Below are 18,008 nucleotides of genomic sequence, written 5' to 3' on the forward strand. Positions count from 1 at the left end.
CGCCAGGGGGCTCTGCCCCCTGGACCCCCGCTCCTCAAACGCCGGAGGGGCTGAATTTTGCTACAGCTCCCGGACCGCCCGGGCCACCCTCGTCCCCGCCCTCGCCCTCGGCCGGCTGTCCGGCGTCCGCCTTCGCGGGTGCACCGTGTTCGCCAGCAGCACCACAAACGTGTCCGTCACCGGATCCAGCACCAGCGACGTCCCCGTGAACCCGGTGTGCCCCGCCGCCCCCCGCCCCGACAACTCCCCCATGAACCACGGCTGGTCGACCGCGAAGCCCAGCCCCGGCGGGGTCAGGAGCAGCTCCACGAAATCGGGGCCGAGGATGCGGGCGGGCCCGTAGGCGCCGCCGGAGAGCAGGGCGCGGCAGAAGACCGCGAGGTCGCGGCCGGTCGAGAACAGGCCCGCGTGGCCGGCGACCTCGCCGAGCGCCCACGCGTTCTCGTCGTGGACGGATCCCCGCAGCATCCCCCGGTCCGCCTTGGCCCAGGGACGTCGTTGGTCCTCGGTCGCCGCCGCCCGGGGGCAGGGGCCGAAGTGGGTCGCCGTCATGCCCAGGGGACGCGTGATGCCGTCGTGGATGAGGACGTCGAGCGTGCGGCTGGTGATGCGTTCGAGGGTGTGCTGGAGCAGGAGGAGGTTCAGGTCCGAGTAGCAGTAGGTGCCGGGCACCCCGACCGGCACTTCCGCCCGCAGCCTCTCCAGGCGCTCGGCGTCGTCGGCGCAGTCGTACAGCGGGAGTTCGGGACGCAGCCCCGAGGTGTGGGTGAGCAGCTGACGCACCGTGACGTCGTGTCTGGCGGCCCCGCGGAAGTCCGGCAGATACGCTCCGACCCGCGCGTCGATGCCGAGCGTGCCGCGCTCGATCTGCTGGACGGCGGCGACGGCGGTGAAGAGCTTGGTGAGGGAGGCCAGGTCGAAGGGGGTGCCCGTGGTCATCGGGACTTGTGCCTCGGGCGGCAGTTCCACCCCGGCGTCCTTCTCCTCGTCGTAGGAGGCATACCGCACCGCCCAGCCCGCCGCCTCCTCGACGGCGAGGTACGGTCCCCGCCCGACGGCCAGCACCGTTCCGGCTGCCCAGGGGCGTGGGCCGATGGTGAGGTCGTGGACCTCTCGGACGAGGTAACGGATCTCCCCGGGGTCGAGTCCGGCCCTTTCCGGCGTGTCCCCGCGCAGTCTCGGCGCGCTCAGTTCTCTGCTCCCTCCACATCCGTATGTCTGTTCCAGGGACGGCACATTCCCATGAAGCAGGCCAGCGCCACCAGTGCTGCGGCCAGTTGGACGACCGCCATCGGGACGGCGGTGTCCTCCCCCGCGATGCCCACGAGGGGCGAGGCGATCGCGCCGATGAGGAAGGAGGACGTACCGAGGAGCGCGGAGGCGGACCCGGCCGCGTTCTTGGTGCGCATGAGGGCCAGGGACTGGGCGTTGGGGAGCGTCACCCCCATCGCGGACATCAGGACGAAGAGCGCGGCGGCCACCGGTGCCAGCCCGACCTCACCGAAGACGCCGAGCGACATCAGCAGCAGCGCGGTCGCCGCCAGGATGACGACCGTCAGGCCCACGCCCAGCACCCGGTCCAGGCTGGCCCGCCCGACCAGCATCTTGCCGTTGATCTGGCCGACGATCACGAGCCCGACCGAGTTGAGTCCGAACAGCAGGCTGAAGGTCTGCGGCGAGGCCCCGTAGATCTCCTGGATCACGAACGGCGACGCCGCTATGTACGCGAACAGCGCCGCGAACGCGAACCCGCCGGCCAGGGTATAGCCGGCGAACGCGCCGTCGGCGAGCAGACCGCGCATGGCCCGCAGGGCCTCGCCGACGCCGCCGCTGTGCCGGTCCTCGGGCGGCAGCGTCTCGGGGAGCCTGCGCCAGACCAGGGCGGCCAGCAGCACCCCGACCACGGTGAGTACGACGAACACGCCCCGCCAGTCCGTCACCCGCAGGATCTGGCCGCCGATGAGCGGCGCCACGATCGGGGCCACGCCCGAGATCAGCATGAGGGTCGAGAAGAAGCGGGCCATCGCCACGCCGTCGTAGAGGTCGCGTACGACCGCCCGCGCGATCACTATCGCCGACGCGCCCGCGAGGCCCTGCGCCAGCCGGAAGGCGACCAGGAACTCGACGGTGGGCGCGAGCGCGCAGAGTGCGGTGGCGACGACGTACACGGCGAGGCCGGCCAGCAGCGGGCGCCTGCGGCCCCAGCGGTCGCTCATCGGGCCGACCACCAGCTGCCCGAGCGCCATGCCGGCCAGGCAGGCGGTGAGCGTGAGCTGGACGGTCGCGGCGGGCGCGTGCAGGGAGCGGGTGACCTCCGGGAGCGCGGGGAGGTACATGTCCATCGCGAGCGGGGGCGTGGCGGTCAGGCCGCCGAGGACCAGGGTGACGAGGAGGCCGGTGCGGCGCAGGGAGCGGGGAGAAGTGGGCGGCTGCTCTGTCTTGTGGTCTGCCTTGTGTGTGCTCGGTATGGCCGGCTGCGGCACGTCCTGTGCCTGCCCCCCACGGTCGCCCATGCGCCCCTCCCTCTCCGGCCTCTCCGAATGATCCGCCCTCTATGCTCTCAGCTCGTACAGAGTGCCGAGCGTCACATGAGCGAGAGGTGGGGCCGCCATGGCGGAGCAGAGCGTGCGGTGGGGGATCCTGGCGACCGGTGGGATCGCGGCCGCGTTCACGGCGGACCTGATCGACCTGTCCGACGCCGAGGTGGTCGCCGTGGCCTCGCGGAGCCAGGCCTCGGCGGACGCGTTCGCCGAACGGTTCGGGATACCGCGGGCGTACGGCGACTGGGACGCGCTCGCCCAGGACGGCGACATCGATGTCGTGTACGTCGCCACCCCGCACTCCGCGCACCGCGCCGCCGCCGGGCTGTGTCTGGAGGCGGGGCACAACGTGCTGTGCGAGAAGGCGTTCACGCTGAACTCGCGTGAGGCCGAGGAACTGGTCGCGCTGGCGAGGGCCCGCGGGAGCTTCCTGATGGAAGCCATGTGGATGTACTGCAACCCGCTGGTCCGGCGGCTCAAAGCGCTGGTGGACGACGGCGCGATCGGCGAAGTACGCCATGTGCAGGCCGACTTCGGGCTGGCCGGGCCCTTCCCGCCCGCGCACCGGCTGCGCGACCCGGCGCAGGGCGGGGGCGCGCTGCTGGACCTCGGCGTGTACCCGGTCTCCTTCGCCCAGCTGCTGCTCGGGGAGCCGTCGGACGTCACGGCGCGTGCGGCGCTGTCCGCCGAGGGCGTCGATCTGCAGACGGGAGCCCTGCTCTCCTGGGACAGCGGCGCCCTCGCGTCGGTGCACTGCTCCATCGTCGGCGGTACGGCGACCTCCGCGTCGGTGACCGGCTCGGGCGGCCGTATCGACGTACCGAACGGCTTCTTCTTCCCGGACCGTTTCGTCCTGCACCGCGACGGCCGCGACCCGGAGGAGTTCACGGCCGACCCGGCCGACGGACCCAGGGGCAGCCTGCGGCACGAGGCCGCCGAGGTGATGCGGGCCCTGCGCGCCGGCGAGACCGAGTCCGCGCTGGTCCCGCTCGACGGCACGCTCGCCGTGATGCGGACGCTCGACGCGATCCGGGACCGCATCGGCGTCCGCTACCCGGGCGAGGCCCCCGAGGAGGGCGCCGGAGACGACCTCGCGCCCGCGCTCACGCCGGCGTGAGCCCCGGCTCCCCCACCTCCGTGACATAGGACGCGGCCGTCGTGACCGGCGCCCCGGGCGTGGTCACGTACGGGACCGTCTTGAAGTCGGCCCTCGCCCGCTGCTCCCCCAGCGCGACGGTCACGTATCCGCGCCGTCCGTTGTAGAACTTCATGTGCGGGTTGGCCTGCATGTACGTGTCCCAGTTGGCGGGCTTGTCGATGCCGTCCCGGCCGCTCGCGATCGACGTGGCCACGATCTCCGTGCCGAGCGTGGCGGAGTCGGGGTCGTCGAAGTCGTCCTTGATGTCGAAGCCGTAGCCGACGTGGACGTCACCGGTGAGCACCATCAGGTTCTCGATCCCGGCGGTCCTGGCCCCGTCCAGCACGCGGCGGCGGGAGGCGCGGTAGCCGTCCCAGGCGTCCATCGACACCCGTGACGGCGTGGTGAGGTCGAACTTGCGCTGGGAGAAGGTGACCTGCTGTGGTACGACGTTCCACAGCGCCTTCGACGAGCGCCACCCGTCCAGCAGCCACCGCTCCTGCGTCGCACCGGTCATCGTGCGCGCCGGGTCGTCGACGTCCGGGCCGGGGATCTGGGAGCCGTCGCCGTACGCCTGGTTGGAGCGGTACTGCCGGGTGTCCAGCACGTCGAACTGGGCGAGCCGGCCCCAGTGCAGGCGCCGGTAGAGCTGCATGTCGGGGCCGGTGGGCTGCTGCGGGCTGCGCAGGGGCTGGTTCTCCCAGTAGGCGCGGTAGGCGGAGGCCCGGCGCAGCAGGAACTCCTCCGGCGGGACGCTGTTCTCGGGGGTGTCGTCGGCGTAGTTGTTCTCGGTCTCGTGGTCGTCCCAGGTGACGACGAAGGGGTGTGCGGCGTGCGCGGCCCTAAGGTCGGGGTCGGACTTGAAGAGGGCGTAGCGCAGTCGGTAGTCCTCCAGGGTCACCGTCTCGTGGTTGAAGTGGGCGGGGAGCGTGCGGTCGGTGTAGTTGCGGTAGCCGCCGACGGAGTTGACCGCGTACTCGTACAGGTAGTCGCCGAGGTGGAAGACGACGTCCACGTCGTCCTGCGCGAGATGGCGGTACGGCGTGAAGTAGCCGTCGGCGTACGCCTGGCAGGAGACGGCCGCGAGGGTCAGCGAGCTCGCCGGGCTGGTCGTCGCGGGCGCGGTGCGGGTGCGGCCCGTCTCGCTGATCCAGGTGCCGGTGCGGAAGCGGTAGTAGTACACGCGGTCCGCGTCGAGTCGGCCGACCTCGACGTGGACCGTGTGGTGGTACTCGGGGTGCGCGGTGGCGGTGCCCCGTTTGGCGATGCGGCTGAACTTCTCGTCGTGCGCCAGCTCCCAGTGGACGGTGACCCGTTCGGCGGGCAGTCCGCCGTCGGGCTGGTACGGGGCGGGGGCCAGGCGGGTCCACAGCAGGACGGAGCCGGGCCGCGGGTCGCCGGAGGCGACGCCGAGGGTGAAGGGGTCGTCGTCGATCCGGCGGGCGTCGAGCTCGGCGGCGCTCGCCGCGCCCGCGGCCGGCAGGTTCACGGCGAAGGCGAGCGCGGCAGCCGCGCCCGTCAGGGTCAGAAAGCCGCGGCGGCCGATGTGGCGGGCGGCCGCGCGCAGTTCGGGGGCGTGCTGGGGCTCGTGTCTGGTGATGGTCATCCGGTCCTCCCCTGCCTGATGGATGCATGAGGCATTGGAGTGGCCGGGGACGACACCCTCTTGGCGCGTACACAACACCCGGATGGCGGATGGAAGAGTTCCGGATGGCGGACCCTCACGTACGCTGCGGGCCCATGAACGAGAGGCAAACGGAGACGACGAGGACGGACACGAGGATCGCCGTGGTGACCGGGGCGGGCTCCGGCATCGGCCGTGCGGTCGCGGTGGAACTGCTGCGCGCGGGCTGGTCGGTGGCGCTCGCGGGGCGGCGCGTCGAGACGCTTGAGGAGACGGCGGGACAGGTGCCCGGCGGTGCCGCGCTCGCCGTACGGACGGACGTGTCACGGCAGGAGGACGTGGCCGCGCTGTTCGCCGCCACCGTGGAGCGGTACGGGCGGGTGGACCTGCTGTTCAACAACGCGGGGACGTTCGGGCCGGGCGGGGTGCCGGTCGAGGAGCTGTCGTACGACGCCTGGCGGCATGTCGTGGACACCAACCTCAACGGGGCGTTCCTGTGCGCGCAGGCGGCGTACCGGCAGATGAAGGAGCAGGACCCGCAGGGCGGCCGGATCATCAACAACGGGTCCATCTCGGCGCACACACCCCGCCCGCACTCCGTCGCCTACACGGCGACCAAGCACGCGCTGACCGGCCTGACCAAGTCGCTGTCGCTGGACGGGCGGCCCTACAACATCGCCGTCGGCCAGATCGACATCGGCAACGCGGCGACCGACATGACCGCGCGCATGCAGACGGGCGCCCTGCAGGCCGACGGCTCGGTGGTACCCGAGCCCGTGATGGACGTCGCCGACGTGGCGCGGACCGTGCGGCACATGGCGGAGCTGCCGTTGGAGGCGAACGTGCAGTTCGCGACGGTGCTGGCGACGGCGATGCCGTACGTGGGGCGCGGCTGAGCGGTCAACCTATACAAGCGGAATGTGACCGTCCGCTGCATTGCGACCGGTGAGGAGCATATGCTCGACCCCTCTCCACAAAAGCTTCACACTTGGGGCACAAGTCTCCGCTGACCACTCCGAGGGGGGATGCGGCAGCCGTTCCATGACACCGGGTGGGGGTGGACCTCGCGTGGGACCGCGAGGGACGCACCGGTGCGTGGAACGGCTGTCGCACATTTCCTACGGCGTGGTGCTCACCGCCCGAGGATCCGGTCGACCTCGGCCACCTGCTCCGCGCTGAGCGGTCCCTTCGCCATCGCGCCCGCGTTCTGCTCGGCCTGGGCGACGGAACGGAACCCCGGGATCGGCACGGTGCGCGGGCTGCGGGCCCACAGCCAGGCGAGGGCGCCCTGGCCGAGCGTACGGCCGCCGCTGGTGAGGATGTCCTTCAGCGCGTCGACGCGCCCGACCCACTCCGGATCGGCGCCGGAACCGTCCCCGAAGCCCTGCAGCCACTGCGGCGGCCGACTGCGGATGTCCCCGGCCTCCAGGGCCTGGCCGGTCCTGCGCTTGCCGGTCAGCAGGCCCATCGCCAGCGGGCTGCGGTTGATGCTGGCCAGCTCCAGCTCCGCGCACAGCGCGAACATCTCCGGCGCGTCCTGGAGCACATTGGCCATGTGCTGTACGGCCGCACAGTGCTCCCCTTGCGCGAAGACGGCAGCGCGGGAGGGGTCGTCGGTGCTCCAGGCGTAGGCGCGGACGATGCCCTCGCGCACGAACTCCTCGCAGACGTCACGCAGTTCGGCGGCGCGCTCCGGGTCGGCGTCCGACAGGTGCAGCTGGTAGAGGTCGACGTAGTCGGTGTCCAGGCGCTTCAGCGAGGCGGTCAGCGCCCGGCGGACGTACTGCACGCTGTCGTCGGCGCCGGTGAGGGTGCGGCTCTCCTCGTCGAAGACGTTGCCCCACTTGGTGGCCACGACGACATCGCCGCGGCGCTTGCCGAGGGCGCGGCCGAGGACACGTTCGCTGTGGCCGGCACCGTAGGTGTCCGCGGTGTCGAAGAAGGTGACGCCCAGGTCGAGGGCGCGCCGGATCGCCCGTATCGACTCCTCGTCGTCGACCTTGCCCCAGCCCAGGGGCTGCCCATCGGTGGACTGCCACTCACCGCCGATGGCCCAACACCCGAAGCCGAGAGCGCTCACCTCGATACCGCTGCGGCCCAAAGTCCTCTTGGTCTCCATGACGGAGGACATTAGGAGTTGGAGCGCACACGAAGGCAAGCACACGAAGGCAGGTCCCGAGGGGATTCCCTGCGGCCGACTATGCCTGTCCGGTCTCGAAGCGGGAGATCCTGCCGTCGTCCTCGATCTCGAAGTGCCACCGGGTGCGCATCTCGCCCCAGGTGTCGTTGCGGTAGTGGGTGAGGAGGTCGCGGCCCTGGTTGGACTCGTTGTCCACCTCCATGTGGCCGTTGGAGGCGAAGATCTCCCGCTCGATCCAGTCGGCGAGGTCGCGGTCGGTGCCGTCGTCCGCCATGGTCGCGCCGGGCGCGAGGATGTTCAGGAAGCCCTCGCGGTCGTGGGCGTTGACGGCGGTGACGAAGGCGCGAACGGCCGGGTCGCTGAGTTTGGAGGTCTGAATCGTCATACCGGTCAGCCTCACACCGGCCCCGTCGGCCCGCCACCCGAACGGCGGCGCGGACAGGCCGACCGGGTGTCGTCGGTGCGACGGTGGATACGCGGGAGGGTCCTGTTCCTGCTGTCAGTTCCGGGAGTCACTGTGAGTGCATACGACCGACGTGATCTGGGCCTGCTGTTGCTCCGGCTGGGTGCCGGCGGAGTGCTGGCCGCGCACGGTACGCAGAAGCTGTTCGGCTGGTTCGGCGGGCATGGCATCGAGGGGACCGGCCAGTTCATGGAGTCGGCCGGCTACCGGCCGGGCAAGGCGAGCGCGACGGCGGCGGGCCTCGCCGAGACCGGCGGCGGCACACTGCTGGCGCTGGGGCTCGCGACGCCCGGGGCGGGCGCGGCGGCGGCCGGTGCGATGGCGGGGGCGTCCGCGGTGCACGCCCCGAACGGCTTCTTCAACCAGGAGGGCGGCTTCGAGTACGCGGCCACCCTCGGCCTCGCCGCCACCGGCCTCGCGATCGCGGGCCCCGGCCGCCTCTCCCTCGACCACGCGCTCGGCCATGTCTTCGACCGCGGCTGGATGGTTCCTACGGCACTCGCGGCGACGGCTGCGGTGACGGCGGTGGTGGTGGGGGTGCGGAACAAGCGGCTGGACAAGGCGGAGAAGGAGGAGGAGGCGGGACTCTTCGACGAGCAGGAGGTTCTGTTCGGGGAGTAGATGGGTGCACGGGCGGATTCGTAGCTGGGTCCATGGGTGGGTCCACAGGCAGGTGCATCACCGCCGCCCGCCGAACTCCCAGTCGTGGACCTCGATGTCGGCGTACCGGCCCGGGGTCAGCACGGCGCGTGCCGTGTCCGGGTCCGGGGACCGGAGCAGCACGGCCGTACCCAGCCAGGCGGCGCCGTCGTCGGACAGCAGGGGCCCGTACGCGATCAGGTCGTCCCGGTCGGCCGGCACGGCGAGGTCGGCGGCCTGTCCCGCGCCCAGGCCGAGCACCAGGTACCGGTTGCCGCCGGTCCGGCCACCGGGGAAGTCCCACATGGTGCGCCCCAGCAGATTGCGCCACCGGCGCAGCAGCACGTCCCGGTACACGCCCGCCTGGTAGTTGGGCTCGTCGAAGGCGAACGCGCGGGCGGCGGCGGGATCGGGCAGGTCGACGATGTGCACACTGCCGGTGGGCGTCTCACCGTCGTCGGCGAAGGTCGGGCCGCGGGCGATCATCTCCTTCGCGTACCGGTCCATGTAGGACCAGTGCTCCTCCAGCAGTTCCTCGCGCAACGTGACCGAGTCCGGCCGATCGCGGTGGTAGCAGAAGTACTCCATGCCACCAGACCCTCCCCGACGAACGGCGGCATCTCAACGGACTTTCCCGGCCCGGGTGGCCCTGTGCCAAGCTGCCCGCATGACTGATCAGGCCGCCCCTTCCGACGCCTCCGCCGACCTGTGGGCATCCATCGACGACCTGTGGACCTGGCTCGACGCCAACCGGCCGGTCGGTGACAAGGAGGGCATGCTACTGCGGATGCTGAAGCTGTCGGAGGAGGTCGGCGAGGTCGCCCAGGCGGTGATCGGGGCGACCGGTCAGAACCCGCGCAAGGGGGTCACGCACAGCTGGGAGGACGTGCAGGGCGAGCTCTGCGACGTGGTGATCACCGCGCTGGTCGCCCTGCGCACCCTGACCCCGGACACCCGCGAGGTCTTCACCCGGCATCTGGCCCGGGTGAAGGAGCGCTCGCTGGGTTCTGCGTCCTAGCGGGGCTTCAGCCTCAGCACCGTCCCCTCCCCGTTCGCCGACAGCAGCAGTGAACCGTCCGGGCCGGCTGTCAGCCCCGCGAACCGGCGGGCCATGCCCGGCATGCCGTTCGCGAAGAGGGCGGGCTCCGTGCGGGGTACGACCCCGGGTGGCGGCCCGACCGGCAGGTCTTCGGCGTCGGTGCGGGTCTCCCCCGTCGTCAGGGACAGCGCCCGCAGCCGGCGCTGTCCGGTCTCCACCGTGAACAGTTCGTCGCCCAGGACCGCGAGGCCCTGCGGCGCGTCGAGCCCGTCCACGACGACCGTCGGCGGCCCGTCCTCCTCCAGCCGCAGCACGGCGCCGAGTTGCTCGTCGCTGACGTAGCAGCGGCCCTCGGCATCGAAGGCCACGTCCACGGGCCGGTCGAGCCCGTCGGCGAGCACGGTGAGGACATCGGCCTCGTCGACGGCCACGACCCGCCCCGCGTCCGACTCGGCGACGATCAGCGAGCCGTCCGGGGCGACCGTGAGGCCGAGCGGCCGCCGCAGTCCGCCGGCCCGTTCCCGTGTGGTCCCGGCCTCGGGGTCGTACGTCTGGATCTGCCCGAACTGCGAGGTGATGTGCAGGAGTTCGCCGTCGGCCACGATGCCGTGCGAGAAGTGCAGCAGGGAGTGTGTCGTGACGCCGCCCTCGGGTGAGGGTTCGGGGCGCGCGACGCGGTAGTGGTCGGCGGCGTACACCCTGCCGCCCAGGTCGATCGTCACGCCGTACGGTCCGTCGAGGCCGCGCGGCACGATCTCGCGCGTGCGCCCGTCGGGATGCATCTCGGTGACGCCGCCGCTGGAATAGCTGGAGACGAACATGCGGTTCTCGGCGTCGAAGGCCGCGTTGTCCAGCCCGACGACGCCGCTGGTGACCAGGGTCCGCGAGCCGCTGCCGTGCAGGTCGATGCGGGTGACGATGCCCTCCGGGCCCCGGGACAGCACATGCAGCACCCCGCCCTGGTCGAACCGCACGGCGACCGGCTGGTGGACGTCGTCCGCGACCACCTCGGGCGCGCCCCCGTCGGGCGGGATCCGCCAGACCTGGCCGGTGAGCAGCGGGTTCCGGCCGCTCATCATGTGCGGGTAGTAGAGGTGGCCGTCGGGGCCCAGCTGCATGGCGTTGCCGAGCGCCAGCCCCTGCGTCAGGACGCGCGGGTCCCGTCCGTCGGGAAAGAGCTCCATCAGACGGCCGTCGGGCTTCATCTCGTTCACGAACAGCCGGTCGCCGATGCAGGTGATGCCGTTGGGATTGTCCACGTCGCCGGAGACGAGCGTGTACGTCCCCTGCGGGCTGCGGCGCCACACCCGCCCCGGCACCAGGTCGGCGATGTACATCGAGCCGTCCGCGCCGAAGGCGAGGTCGTCCGGCGACTGCACGGGGCTGTCCATCGGCACGACCACCTCGACGTCCCCGGAGGCCGGGTCGACGGCGCTGATCTGCCCGGCGAGGAACTGGGCGACGTACAGCCGCCCGTCGGGCCCGAACGCCACGCCGTTGGAACCCCACAGCAGGCTGGGCGGATTGAGCCGCTCGAGCGCCCAACGGGCGCTGGTGGCACGCCGCTTGCCGGTCGCGTCATACCTGCTCGTCGGCTCCATGACCGTCATGCCTCGCTCTCCACCAGCACCTCGCGCATGCCGCCCTGCGACCGCCAGCGCCGCAGCAGCTCGTGGAAGGCGACCGGTCCGTCGCCGTACGACTCGCTGCGCTCCCTCGGACTTCCCTCGTTGTTGTAGTAGCCGGGGGTGCACTCGGCCTGGAACTTGTAGAGGTCGGCCGCCTTCTGGCGGATCGTCGTCACCCAGGCGTCCTGCGCCTCGGCGGTCGGCTCGACGTACCGGGCCTGCCTCTTGCGCGCCTCGGCCACGACCTCGGCGACATGCGAGGCCTGTTCGTCGAGGATGTGGACGAAGTTGACGGAGGCGGCGTTCTGCATCGAGCCGAGCAGGAAGAGGTTGGGGAAGCCGCGGGTGGTGAGTCCGTGCAGAGTCTTGAGGCCCTCGGTCATCCAGGTCTGCAGCAGGCCGGCGCCGTCCCGCCCGTACACCGGGAGCTTCCCGGACAGCACGCCCGACCTGCCGACGTCGAACCCGGTCGCGAAGATGATGCAGTCGACCTCGTACTCCACGTCGCCGACCACGACGGCGTTCTCGGTGATCCGCTCGACGCCGTGGGTGTCGGCGGTGTCGACGAGGGTGACGCTGGGCCGGTTGAAGGTCTGCAGGTAGTGGTCGCTGAAGGTGGGCCGCTTGCACATGTAGCGGTACCAGGGCTTGAGCTTCTCGGCGGTCTCCGGGTCCTCGACCACTGTCTCGACGCGGGAGCGCAGCTCGTTCATCTTCTGGAAGTCGGCGATCTCGTAGGCGAGTTCGCGCTCCTCGGCCGGGACGTCGGCGTAGGCGTTGGTCGGGATGAGCTTCTCCTGGAGCCGGGCGCTGGAGGTCCAGGCGTCGTTCACCAGGTCCTCGTCCTGCCGGACGCCGGTGACGACCTTGAGGAAGTTCTCCATGCGGCGCCGCTGCCACCCGGGCTTCAGCGACTTCGCCCACTGCGGGTCGGTGGGCCGATTGCCGCGTACGTCGACGGAGGACGGGGTGCGCTGGAAGACGTACACCTGCGCCGCGTCGGCCCCGAGGTGCGGCACGACCTGGATGGCGGTGGCGCCGGTGCCGATGAGGGCGACGCGCTTGTCGGCGAGGCCCGTCAGGCCGCCGCTCGCGTCGCCGCCGGTGTAGGTGTAGTCCCAGCGGCTGGTGTGGAAGGTGTGCCCGCGGAAGGTCTCGATGCCGGGGATGCCGGGCAGTTTGGCCTGGCTGAGGGTGCCGCTGGAGACGACGACGTAGCGCGCCCGCATCTCGTCGCCGCGATCGGTGCGGACGACCCACTCCGACTGCTCCTCGTCCCAGCGCAGTCCGGTGACCTGGGTCTGGAAGCAGGCGTGGTCGTAGAGGCCGAAGTGCCGGGCGATGGCCTGCGCGTGCTGCCGGATCTCCTCGCCCGGCGCGTACTTCCACTGCGGGACGTAGCCGAGCTCTTCGAGCAGCGGCAGATAGATGTACGACTCGATGTCGCAGTGGATGCCCGGGTACCGGTTCCAGTACCAGGTGCCGCCGAAGTCCCCGCCCTGCTCGATGACCCGGATCTCCTGGGCACCCGCCTGCCGCAGCCGCGCCCCGGCGAGCAGCCCGCCGAAGCCACCGCCCACGACCAGGGCCTCGACCCGGTCGTGCAGCGGCTCACGGGTGAACTCCGGGTCGGCGTACGGGTCCTGGTCGTCCACGCCGGCCTCGCCGGCGAGGTGCCGGTACTGGGCGCCGCCGTCGGGGCGGATCCGGCGGTCGCGCTCGGCGCGGTACCTGGCGCGCAGGGCTTCGGGGTCGAAGTCCAGGTCCTGCACGTCGTTGTGGGGGTCCTGTGGCTCGGGCACGGGCCTGCTCTCCTCGGTCGTGGGGCCGGCCGTGGGGAGGGCCGGGACTGGGGAAGTCGAGGACCAGTGAAGCGAACCGGACTGACAGCACCCAGACAGTTCCCGGACACTTGATCAGCGTGAGCCGTCCCACAGCTGCCGCACGTCCGAAACCGGCCGCCACGGCAGGCTTACGGCCGGGTCGTCCCGCCCAGCCAGTAGCCGAAGCCCCGCCGGGTGTGGATCAGCGGCGGCTGCTCGCCGTTCACCTTGCGGCGCAGCCGTGAGACGAGCCGCTCGATCGCGCTGTCGGTGGGCGGGTCGTCCCAGACGTGCCGCCCGATCTGCTCCTTGGACAGCACGCGTTCGGCGTTCACCAGCAGGTGGCGCAGGAGGCGGTACTCCGCGGGCGTGAGCTCGATGGTGCGCTCGCCGCGCCGCGCCCGGCGGGTGGCGTGGTCCAGCACGAGGTCGCCGTAGCGCAGCGCACCGTCCCATCCGGAGGGCTCCGCACCGCGCACCAACTGCCGTGCGCGGGCGAGGACTTCGGCCACTCGGCCCGACGCCGCCCGGCCCCCCTGCCCGTCCGCGCCGGGGCCGCCCCCGGGAAGACTGCCCAGGAACTCTCCGCTGCCGGTGAGCAGCAGGACGGCCGGGCGGTCGGGGGCGAGGAGACGGCGACTGTTCCTGAGCGCCCCGGTGTCCGGCAGCGTGACATCGAGGATGACCAGATCGAACCGGCGCTCGGTGAGCCAGACGGTGGCCTCGGTGGCGCGGTCCACCGCGACGGTCCGGTATCCGGCGAGCTCCAGCATCGCGGACAGCGGCTCGGAGGTACGGGGGTCACCGGCGACGAGCAGGACATCCGGTACCGCGTCGGTCGACGGCGGCTTCGGCATACGGTCACTTTACTGCGGGTTGCCTGAGGCAAGTATCCGCAGATGAGGTCTCCCGGTCTCCTCACCACGTCACGTCACGTCCAGGGCGTGGCGACGAGCCGGATCCGCGCCTCGCGGCCGACGAGGGGTGCGGCGGTGGTGGGCAGTTCGATGTGCGCGACCCAGCGCTCGGGGGTGGGGTCCTCGTCCACCCGGGGCTCTCCTGCGACGCGGTGGTCGCGGATGGCACCTTCGATCTCCGAGTTCCAGGCGGCCCAGATGCCGGGGCCGGCCTCCGGCGTGCCCACGTCGATGACGAGGGTGTCGGCGAAGTCGGCGGTCTGCTCCAGGTGGTCGCCGAGATGGAGGATGCCGTGCCGCTCACGCAGGGAGATGATCCGCAGCTGGAGGATGAACCGCATGGGTTCGTCCGTCGACTGCCGCAGGCCGCTGTTGAGGAAGGTGGTCGCCAGCGACTTCGACGCCTCCTGCCCGTCCTGAGCCGCGTCGAGTTGGATCGGGCACCAGTGGGCGGCGAGCCGCTCGTGCATCACCACGGGCAGCCCGCGCACCGACAGCCGGGCCTCGGCCTGCCACACAACGTCCGAGCCGCCGGACAGCCGGTAGTCGACCAGCGACGCCTCGATCCTGGTGTCCCCGAAGAGAAACCGCCGCAGGTTCTGGTAGCCCTCCTCGGAGTTGACCATCCCGTAGCGCCCGCTGTGGCTGCGGTGCACGAAGGCCTGGTGGGCGCCCGGCACATACGCCCGCTCGATCTGCACGAGCCCGTCGCTGTGCGGCCCGACGGCGGCCGACGACAGCCCGAGGGCGACGTCGTAGTCCGCCGGGTCGGTCCCCACCAGGCAGAAGACGCGCTCGGCGGGTAGCGCCCCCGGCCCCGTGGGCATCAGCCGGGAGTCCCAGTCGCCGGGCGGGCCGTCGGGGTCCAGCCGGTCCTGTGGGGTGAGGTACTCGTACATCCGCCGGGGGCCGAAAATGTCGGCGCCCTGGATGCCGAGCGTGTCCCGGATCCGCTCCAGCCACCCGCCCCCGGCGTCGAAGCCGATGCCACCGTGCGGGGTGCCGTAGGTGAAGAACTTCGCTACGCAGTCGGCGGCGGCGCGGCCCCGGTCGGGCAGGACCTTCTGCAGCAGGCACCGGCAGATCAGTCCGCCCATGGAGTGCGCCACGAGGATCACGGCGGGGGCCCCGCTCTTCTCCCGCAGCCGGTCGATCAGGTCGAGCAGGTCGGCGGCGGCGTGCTCCAGCCGGTACTCCTGGGGGCTGCCGCCCCAGGTGGTCGCCGAGCGGTCGTAGAAGCGGTGGATCCAGATGCTGTTGGCGGGAATCTCCGCGTGGTCCGCGAGGTAGGCCTCCTGGCTCCCCTTGACGAGCAGTTCGTAGCCCTCCTCCCGCAGCAGGCGCAGCAGCGGGCTCTCGAACTGGTGAAAGAGCGGCTGGCTGTGCGCGCCGACGCGGACGTGGGTGGAGCCCTCGTTGAAGCCGTAGAAGGGGTCGACCACGGCCTTGTCGATCCCGCGGGTTCCGCCGGCGAAGCCCCGGACGTAGACGAGCGGAAGTCTGCGGTTGTCGTCCACGCCTTGCCTCCAAGCACCGGGGTCCACTCCTCCTGAGTAGACGAAGCCCGGAACTCCGGCCTCCGGGAATAGCCCGAAACGGTGATGCCACGGCCGGGCGGGTCCCCGCGACAGATCCCCGCGACGGATCCGCCCCCCTGCCCCGTAGAGCAGACGACAGCCGTCTGCAGGGAGGGGAACAGAACGTGGCAGGGCACGGAGGCAGAGCCGCCAGAGGTACGGCGGTCGCGGTGGCGGCGGTGGTGGCGCTGACCGCGTCCCACGCGCCGGGGGCGGTCCCGGCACGGGCCGCGGGGCAGGCGCCCGCGGAGCACGGACCGAGCGTGTCCGGCGACACGCCGTACCGCACCGAACTGCCGCCGCTGCGGACCGGGAAGCGGGACGGCGGCGGGGCACCGGCCGAAGTGGCGGGCGCCACGCTGCCCGCGAGCGTGTTCGACGCCTACCGGCGGGCGGAGGAGCGGCTCGCGCGCGAGGCGCCCGGCTGCCGGCTGCGGTGGCAGTTGCTGGCGGCGATCGGGCAGGTGGAGTCCGGTCAGGCGCGGGGCGGCCGGGTGACGTCGGACGGTACGGCCGTGACGCCGATCCTCGGCCCGCGCCTGGACGGCGTGGCCTTCGCGCTGATCCGGGACACCGACGGCGGCGCCCACGACGGGGACACGGCCTACGACCGCGCGGTCGGGCCGATGCAGTTCATCCCGTCGACCTGGGCCCGGTGGGGCGCGGACGGCAACGGCGACGGGCGCAGCGACCCGAACAACGTCTTCGACGCGGCCCTCGCGGCCGGGCGCTACCTCTGCGCGGGCGGGCGGGACCTGTCCGACCCGGCCGGCCTCGACCGGGCGATCCTCGGCTACAACCACTCGGCAGCCTATCTGCGCACGGTCCGCGCCTGGTACGCGTACTTCCTGGAGGGGCACAGGGTCGTCCCGGACAGCTCCGCCGCCTCCGCCGAACACCCCGAGCCGTCGCCGTCCCCGGCCCGGCCGAAGGAGGTCTCACCGACGCACCCCTCCTCCCGGCCCAGCGCCACCCCGTCCCGCCCGCCGTCGACCCCCGACTCGCCGGCCCCGACCGCGTCCCGTCCGGCCACCGAACCCGACGAGACCGAGAATCCGCAACTCCCCCTCCCGTCCCCGGACATCGAGCTCCCCGACGACGGCCTGCTGTCCGACGGCGCCCCACTGGCCAGTAACAGCGCGGACTCGATGACCGCCACCCCCTCCACAACGGCCGATACTCGGCGGTAATGTCGCGCCCCGCCGGGCGGAACGAAAACCGGTGGTGAGCGCGAAGGGGCCCTCATGGCGACGGACATGCCTGCGGACATGCCCGCAGAGACACCTGCGGAGCTCGATGCCGCCGACGAACGTTGGCAGCGCATGTGGAACCACCGCGAGCAGTTGCTCAAGGTGGCCAGGCGCAGGTCGATGAGTGCGGAGGACGCCGAGGACGCGGTGCACGAGGCGATGCTGCGCGCCGCCGAGCGTCCCGACCTGGACGACGAGCGGCTCGCGGCCTGGCTGACGACGGTCACGATGCGGCTGTGCATCGACCGCTACCGGCAGGTGAACCGTGAGGCCGAGGTGCGCACCAGCCCGACGCTCATCGCCCCCGGCCCCGTGCCCGTCGAGGAGGCGGTGTGCGACCGGGCCGAGGCGAAGTGGCTGGCGGTGCGCAGTGGTGAGCTGCCCGCGCGGCAGGCCGAGGCGCTGCGGCTGAAGTCGGAGGACCTCGACGTCGGGCAGGTCGCCGTCCAGATGGGACTCAGTTACCGGACCGTAGAGTCGCTGCTGGCCCGGGCGCGGCGGACGCTGCGGCAGTCGCTGGCCGCCACGCTCGGGTTCGCGCTGTTCCTCATCGGATGGGGGCGACCGCGCGGCGGCGGCAAGGTGCACGCCGTGGCGGTGGCCTCGACGGCGGCGACCCTGGCGGTGGCGGGGTTCGTGCTGCCGTACGCCCTCGACGGGAGCGGGGACGGCGGTGGCGGTACGGCACCTCGGCCCGCCGTCGCCTCGCCGGGCGGCGGGGAGGCGCTGCGGCCCGACGGCAGGGGTGCGGGTGGTACGCCACAGGGGAACACGCCCATGGCCACCTCGGGCGAACGGGGGGCTGCCGAGTCCCCGGCGGCCGAATCGTTCCTGCCCCTGTCCGTGCCGTCGCTGCCAGCGGTGCCGGAGGTCCCGGTATCCCCGCTGCCGGTGCTGTCCGCCCCGGAGGTCCCACTGCCCCCCGAGGTACCGGACCTGCCCGACGTCCCCGACCTGCCGGTAGAGGCCCCCGTCGACCCAACGGACACGACGACGATCCCGGACGCCTCCACCGCCCTACCGTCCCCCTCACTGCCCGTGCCAACGCCAAGCACCCTGCCGTAACCGTTCCTGAAGACTGAGCAGGAGTGAGTCCCGTTCAGCCGCGCGCCCCGAACGGTCTTGGGTGCTCCCCCAGAGGGGGTGCCCCCAGGTCCCCGGCGTACTCGACCCCGGGGCGGCGACACGCATCGCGTGCGTGGTCCGGGCCCGGGAGGCCCCCGCGGCCGG

General features: G+C 72.1%; 16 protein-coding genes. 6 read left to right on the top strand and 10 right to left on the bottom strand.

What is annotated here, in order from left to right; all coding sequences use genetic code 11:
- Positions 1-60 precede the first annotated feature (60 nt).
- Positions 61-1,236: a serine hydrolase domain-containing protein gene (locus tag ADL12_RS34835; RefSeq protein ID WP_062709829.1), complete on the bottom strand. Its 1,176-nt coding sequence runs from the start codon at positions 1,234-1,236 to the stop codon at positions 61-63.
- Positions 1,188-2,513, bottom strand: a complete 1,326-nt coding sequence (locus ADL12_RS34840) for a multidrug effflux MFS transporter (protein ID WP_062709832.1) — start codon at positions 2,511-2,513, stop codon at positions 1,188-1,190. Before ADL12_RS34840 ends, ADL12_RS34835 begins: the two co-directional genes overlap by 49 nt.
- A gap of 97 nt (positions 2,514-2,610) precedes the next feature.
- Between ADL12_RS34840 and ADL12_RS34845 the strand changes: the two genes are divergently transcribed.
- Positions 2,611-3,657, top strand: a complete 1,047-nt coding sequence (locus tag ADL12_RS34845; protein ID WP_062709835.1) for a Gfo/Idh/MocA family protein — start codon at positions 2,611-2,613, stop codon at positions 3,655-3,657.
- Here the strand turns inward: ADL12_RS34845 and ADL12_RS34850 are convergent.
- Positions 3,644-5,284 carry an alkaline phosphatase D family protein gene (locus ADL12_RS34850; RefSeq protein ID WP_062709838.1) on the bottom strand — a complete coding sequence of 547 codons (1,641 nt, stop codon included), beginning with the start codon at positions 5,282-5,284 and terminating at the stop codon, positions 3,644-3,646. The genes ADL12_RS34845 and ADL12_RS34850 overlap by 14 nt on opposite strands.
- 134 nt (positions 5,285-5,418) lie before the next feature.
- Between ADL12_RS34850 and ADL12_RS34855 the strand changes: the two genes are divergently transcribed.
- Positions 5,419-6,198, top strand: a complete 780-nt coding sequence (locus ADL12_RS34855) for an SDR family oxidoreductase (RefSeq protein ID WP_062709933.1) — start codon at positions 5,419-5,421, stop codon at positions 6,196-6,198.
- 236 nt (positions 6,199-6,434) lie between these two features.
- Here the strand turns inward: ADL12_RS34855 and ADL12_RS34860 are convergent, their stop codons facing one another.
- Positions 6,435-7,421 carry an aldo/keto reductase gene (locus ADL12_RS34860; RefSeq protein ID WP_062709936.1) on the bottom strand — a complete coding sequence of 329 codons (987 nt, stop codon included), beginning with the start codon at positions 7,419-7,421 and terminating at the stop codon, positions 6,435-6,437.
- A gap of 79 nt (positions 7,422-7,500) precedes the next feature.
- Entirely contained in the window at positions 7,501-7,827 is a 327-nt protein-coding gene (locus ADL12_RS34865) for a hypothetical protein (protein ID WP_062709841.1), read from the bottom strand.
- A gap of 132 nt (positions 7,828-7,959) precedes the next feature.
- On the opposite strand from ADL12_RS34865, the gene ADL12_RS34870 reads away from it, so the two are divergent.
- On the top strand, positions 7,960-8,526 hold the full coding sequence (locus ADL12_RS34870) for a DoxX family protein (RefSeq protein ID WP_062709844.1): 567 nt from the start codon (positions 7,960-7,962) through the stop codon (positions 8,524-8,526).
- Between the two features lie 57 nt (positions 8,527-8,583).
- On the opposite strand, the gene ADL12_RS34875 is transcribed toward ADL12_RS34870, so the two are convergent.
- On the bottom strand, positions 8,584-9,132 hold the full coding sequence (locus ADL12_RS34875; RefSeq protein WP_062709846.1) for a YciI family protein: 549 nt from the start codon (positions 9,130-9,132) through the stop codon (positions 8,584-8,586).
- Between the two features lie 79 nt (positions 9,133-9,211).
- Between ADL12_RS34875 and ADL12_RS34880 the strand changes: the two genes are divergently transcribed.
- Entirely contained in the window at positions 9,212-9,562 is a 351-nt protein-coding gene (locus ADL12_RS34880; protein WP_062709851.1) for a MazG-like family protein, read from the top strand.
- Here ADL12_RS34880 and ADL12_RS34885 read toward each other — a convergent pair.
- The 4 genes from ADL12_RS34885 to ADL12_RS34900 all read right to left on the bottom strand — a co-directional run bounded on the left by ADL12_RS34885 (position 9,559) and on the right by ADL12_RS34900 (position 15,468).
- A complete protein-coding gene (locus tag ADL12_RS34885; protein WP_062709854.1) occupies positions 9,559-11,193 on the bottom strand; it encodes an NHL repeat-containing protein in 1,635 nt (544 codons plus the stop codon). The genes ADL12_RS34880 and ADL12_RS34885 overlap by 4 nt on opposite strands.
- On the bottom strand, positions 11,190-13,013 hold the full coding sequence (locus ADL12_RS34890) for a flavin-containing monooxygenase (RefSeq protein WP_062709858.1): 1,824 nt from the start codon (positions 13,011-13,013) through the stop codon (positions 11,190-11,192). Before ADL12_RS34890 ends, ADL12_RS34885 begins: the two co-directional genes overlap by 4 nt.
- A 170-nt stretch (positions 13,014-13,183) precedes the next feature.
- The gene (locus ADL12_RS34895; protein WP_062709861.1) at positions 13,184-13,891 is read right to left on the bottom strand and encodes a response regulator transcription factor; all 708 of its coding nucleotides are present in this window, start codon (positions 13,889-13,891) and stop codon (positions 13,184-13,186) included.
- A gap of 74 nt (positions 13,892-13,965) precedes the next feature.
- Positions 13,966-15,468, bottom strand: a complete 1,503-nt coding sequence (locus ADL12_RS34900; RefSeq protein WP_062709864.1) for an esterase/lipase family protein — start codon at positions 15,466-15,468, stop codon at positions 13,966-13,968.
- Between the two features lie 185 nt (positions 15,469-15,653).
- Here ADL12_RS34900 and ADL12_RS34905 point away from each other — a divergent pair, with 185 nt between their 5' ends.
- Positions 15,654-16,718 (top strand): lytic transglycosylase domain-containing protein, encoded by a 1,065-nt coding sequence (locus ADL12_RS34905; RefSeq protein ID WP_062709866.1) that lies wholly within the window; start codon positions 15,654-15,656, stop codon positions 16,716-16,718.
- 54 nt (positions 16,719-16,772) lie between these two features.
- Positions 16,773-17,843 (top strand): RNA polymerase sigma factor, encoded by a 1,071-nt coding sequence (locus tag ADL12_RS34910; protein ID WP_062709868.1) that lies wholly within the window; start codon positions 16,773-16,775, stop codon positions 17,841-17,843.
- The last annotated feature ends 165 nt before the right edge of the window (positions 17,844-18,008 follow it).

Origin of the sequence: Streptomyces regalis, assembly GCF_001509475.1 — a bacterium.
GTDB lineage: Bacteria > Actinomycetota > Actinomycetes > Streptomycetales > Streptomycetaceae > Streptomyces > Streptomyces regalis.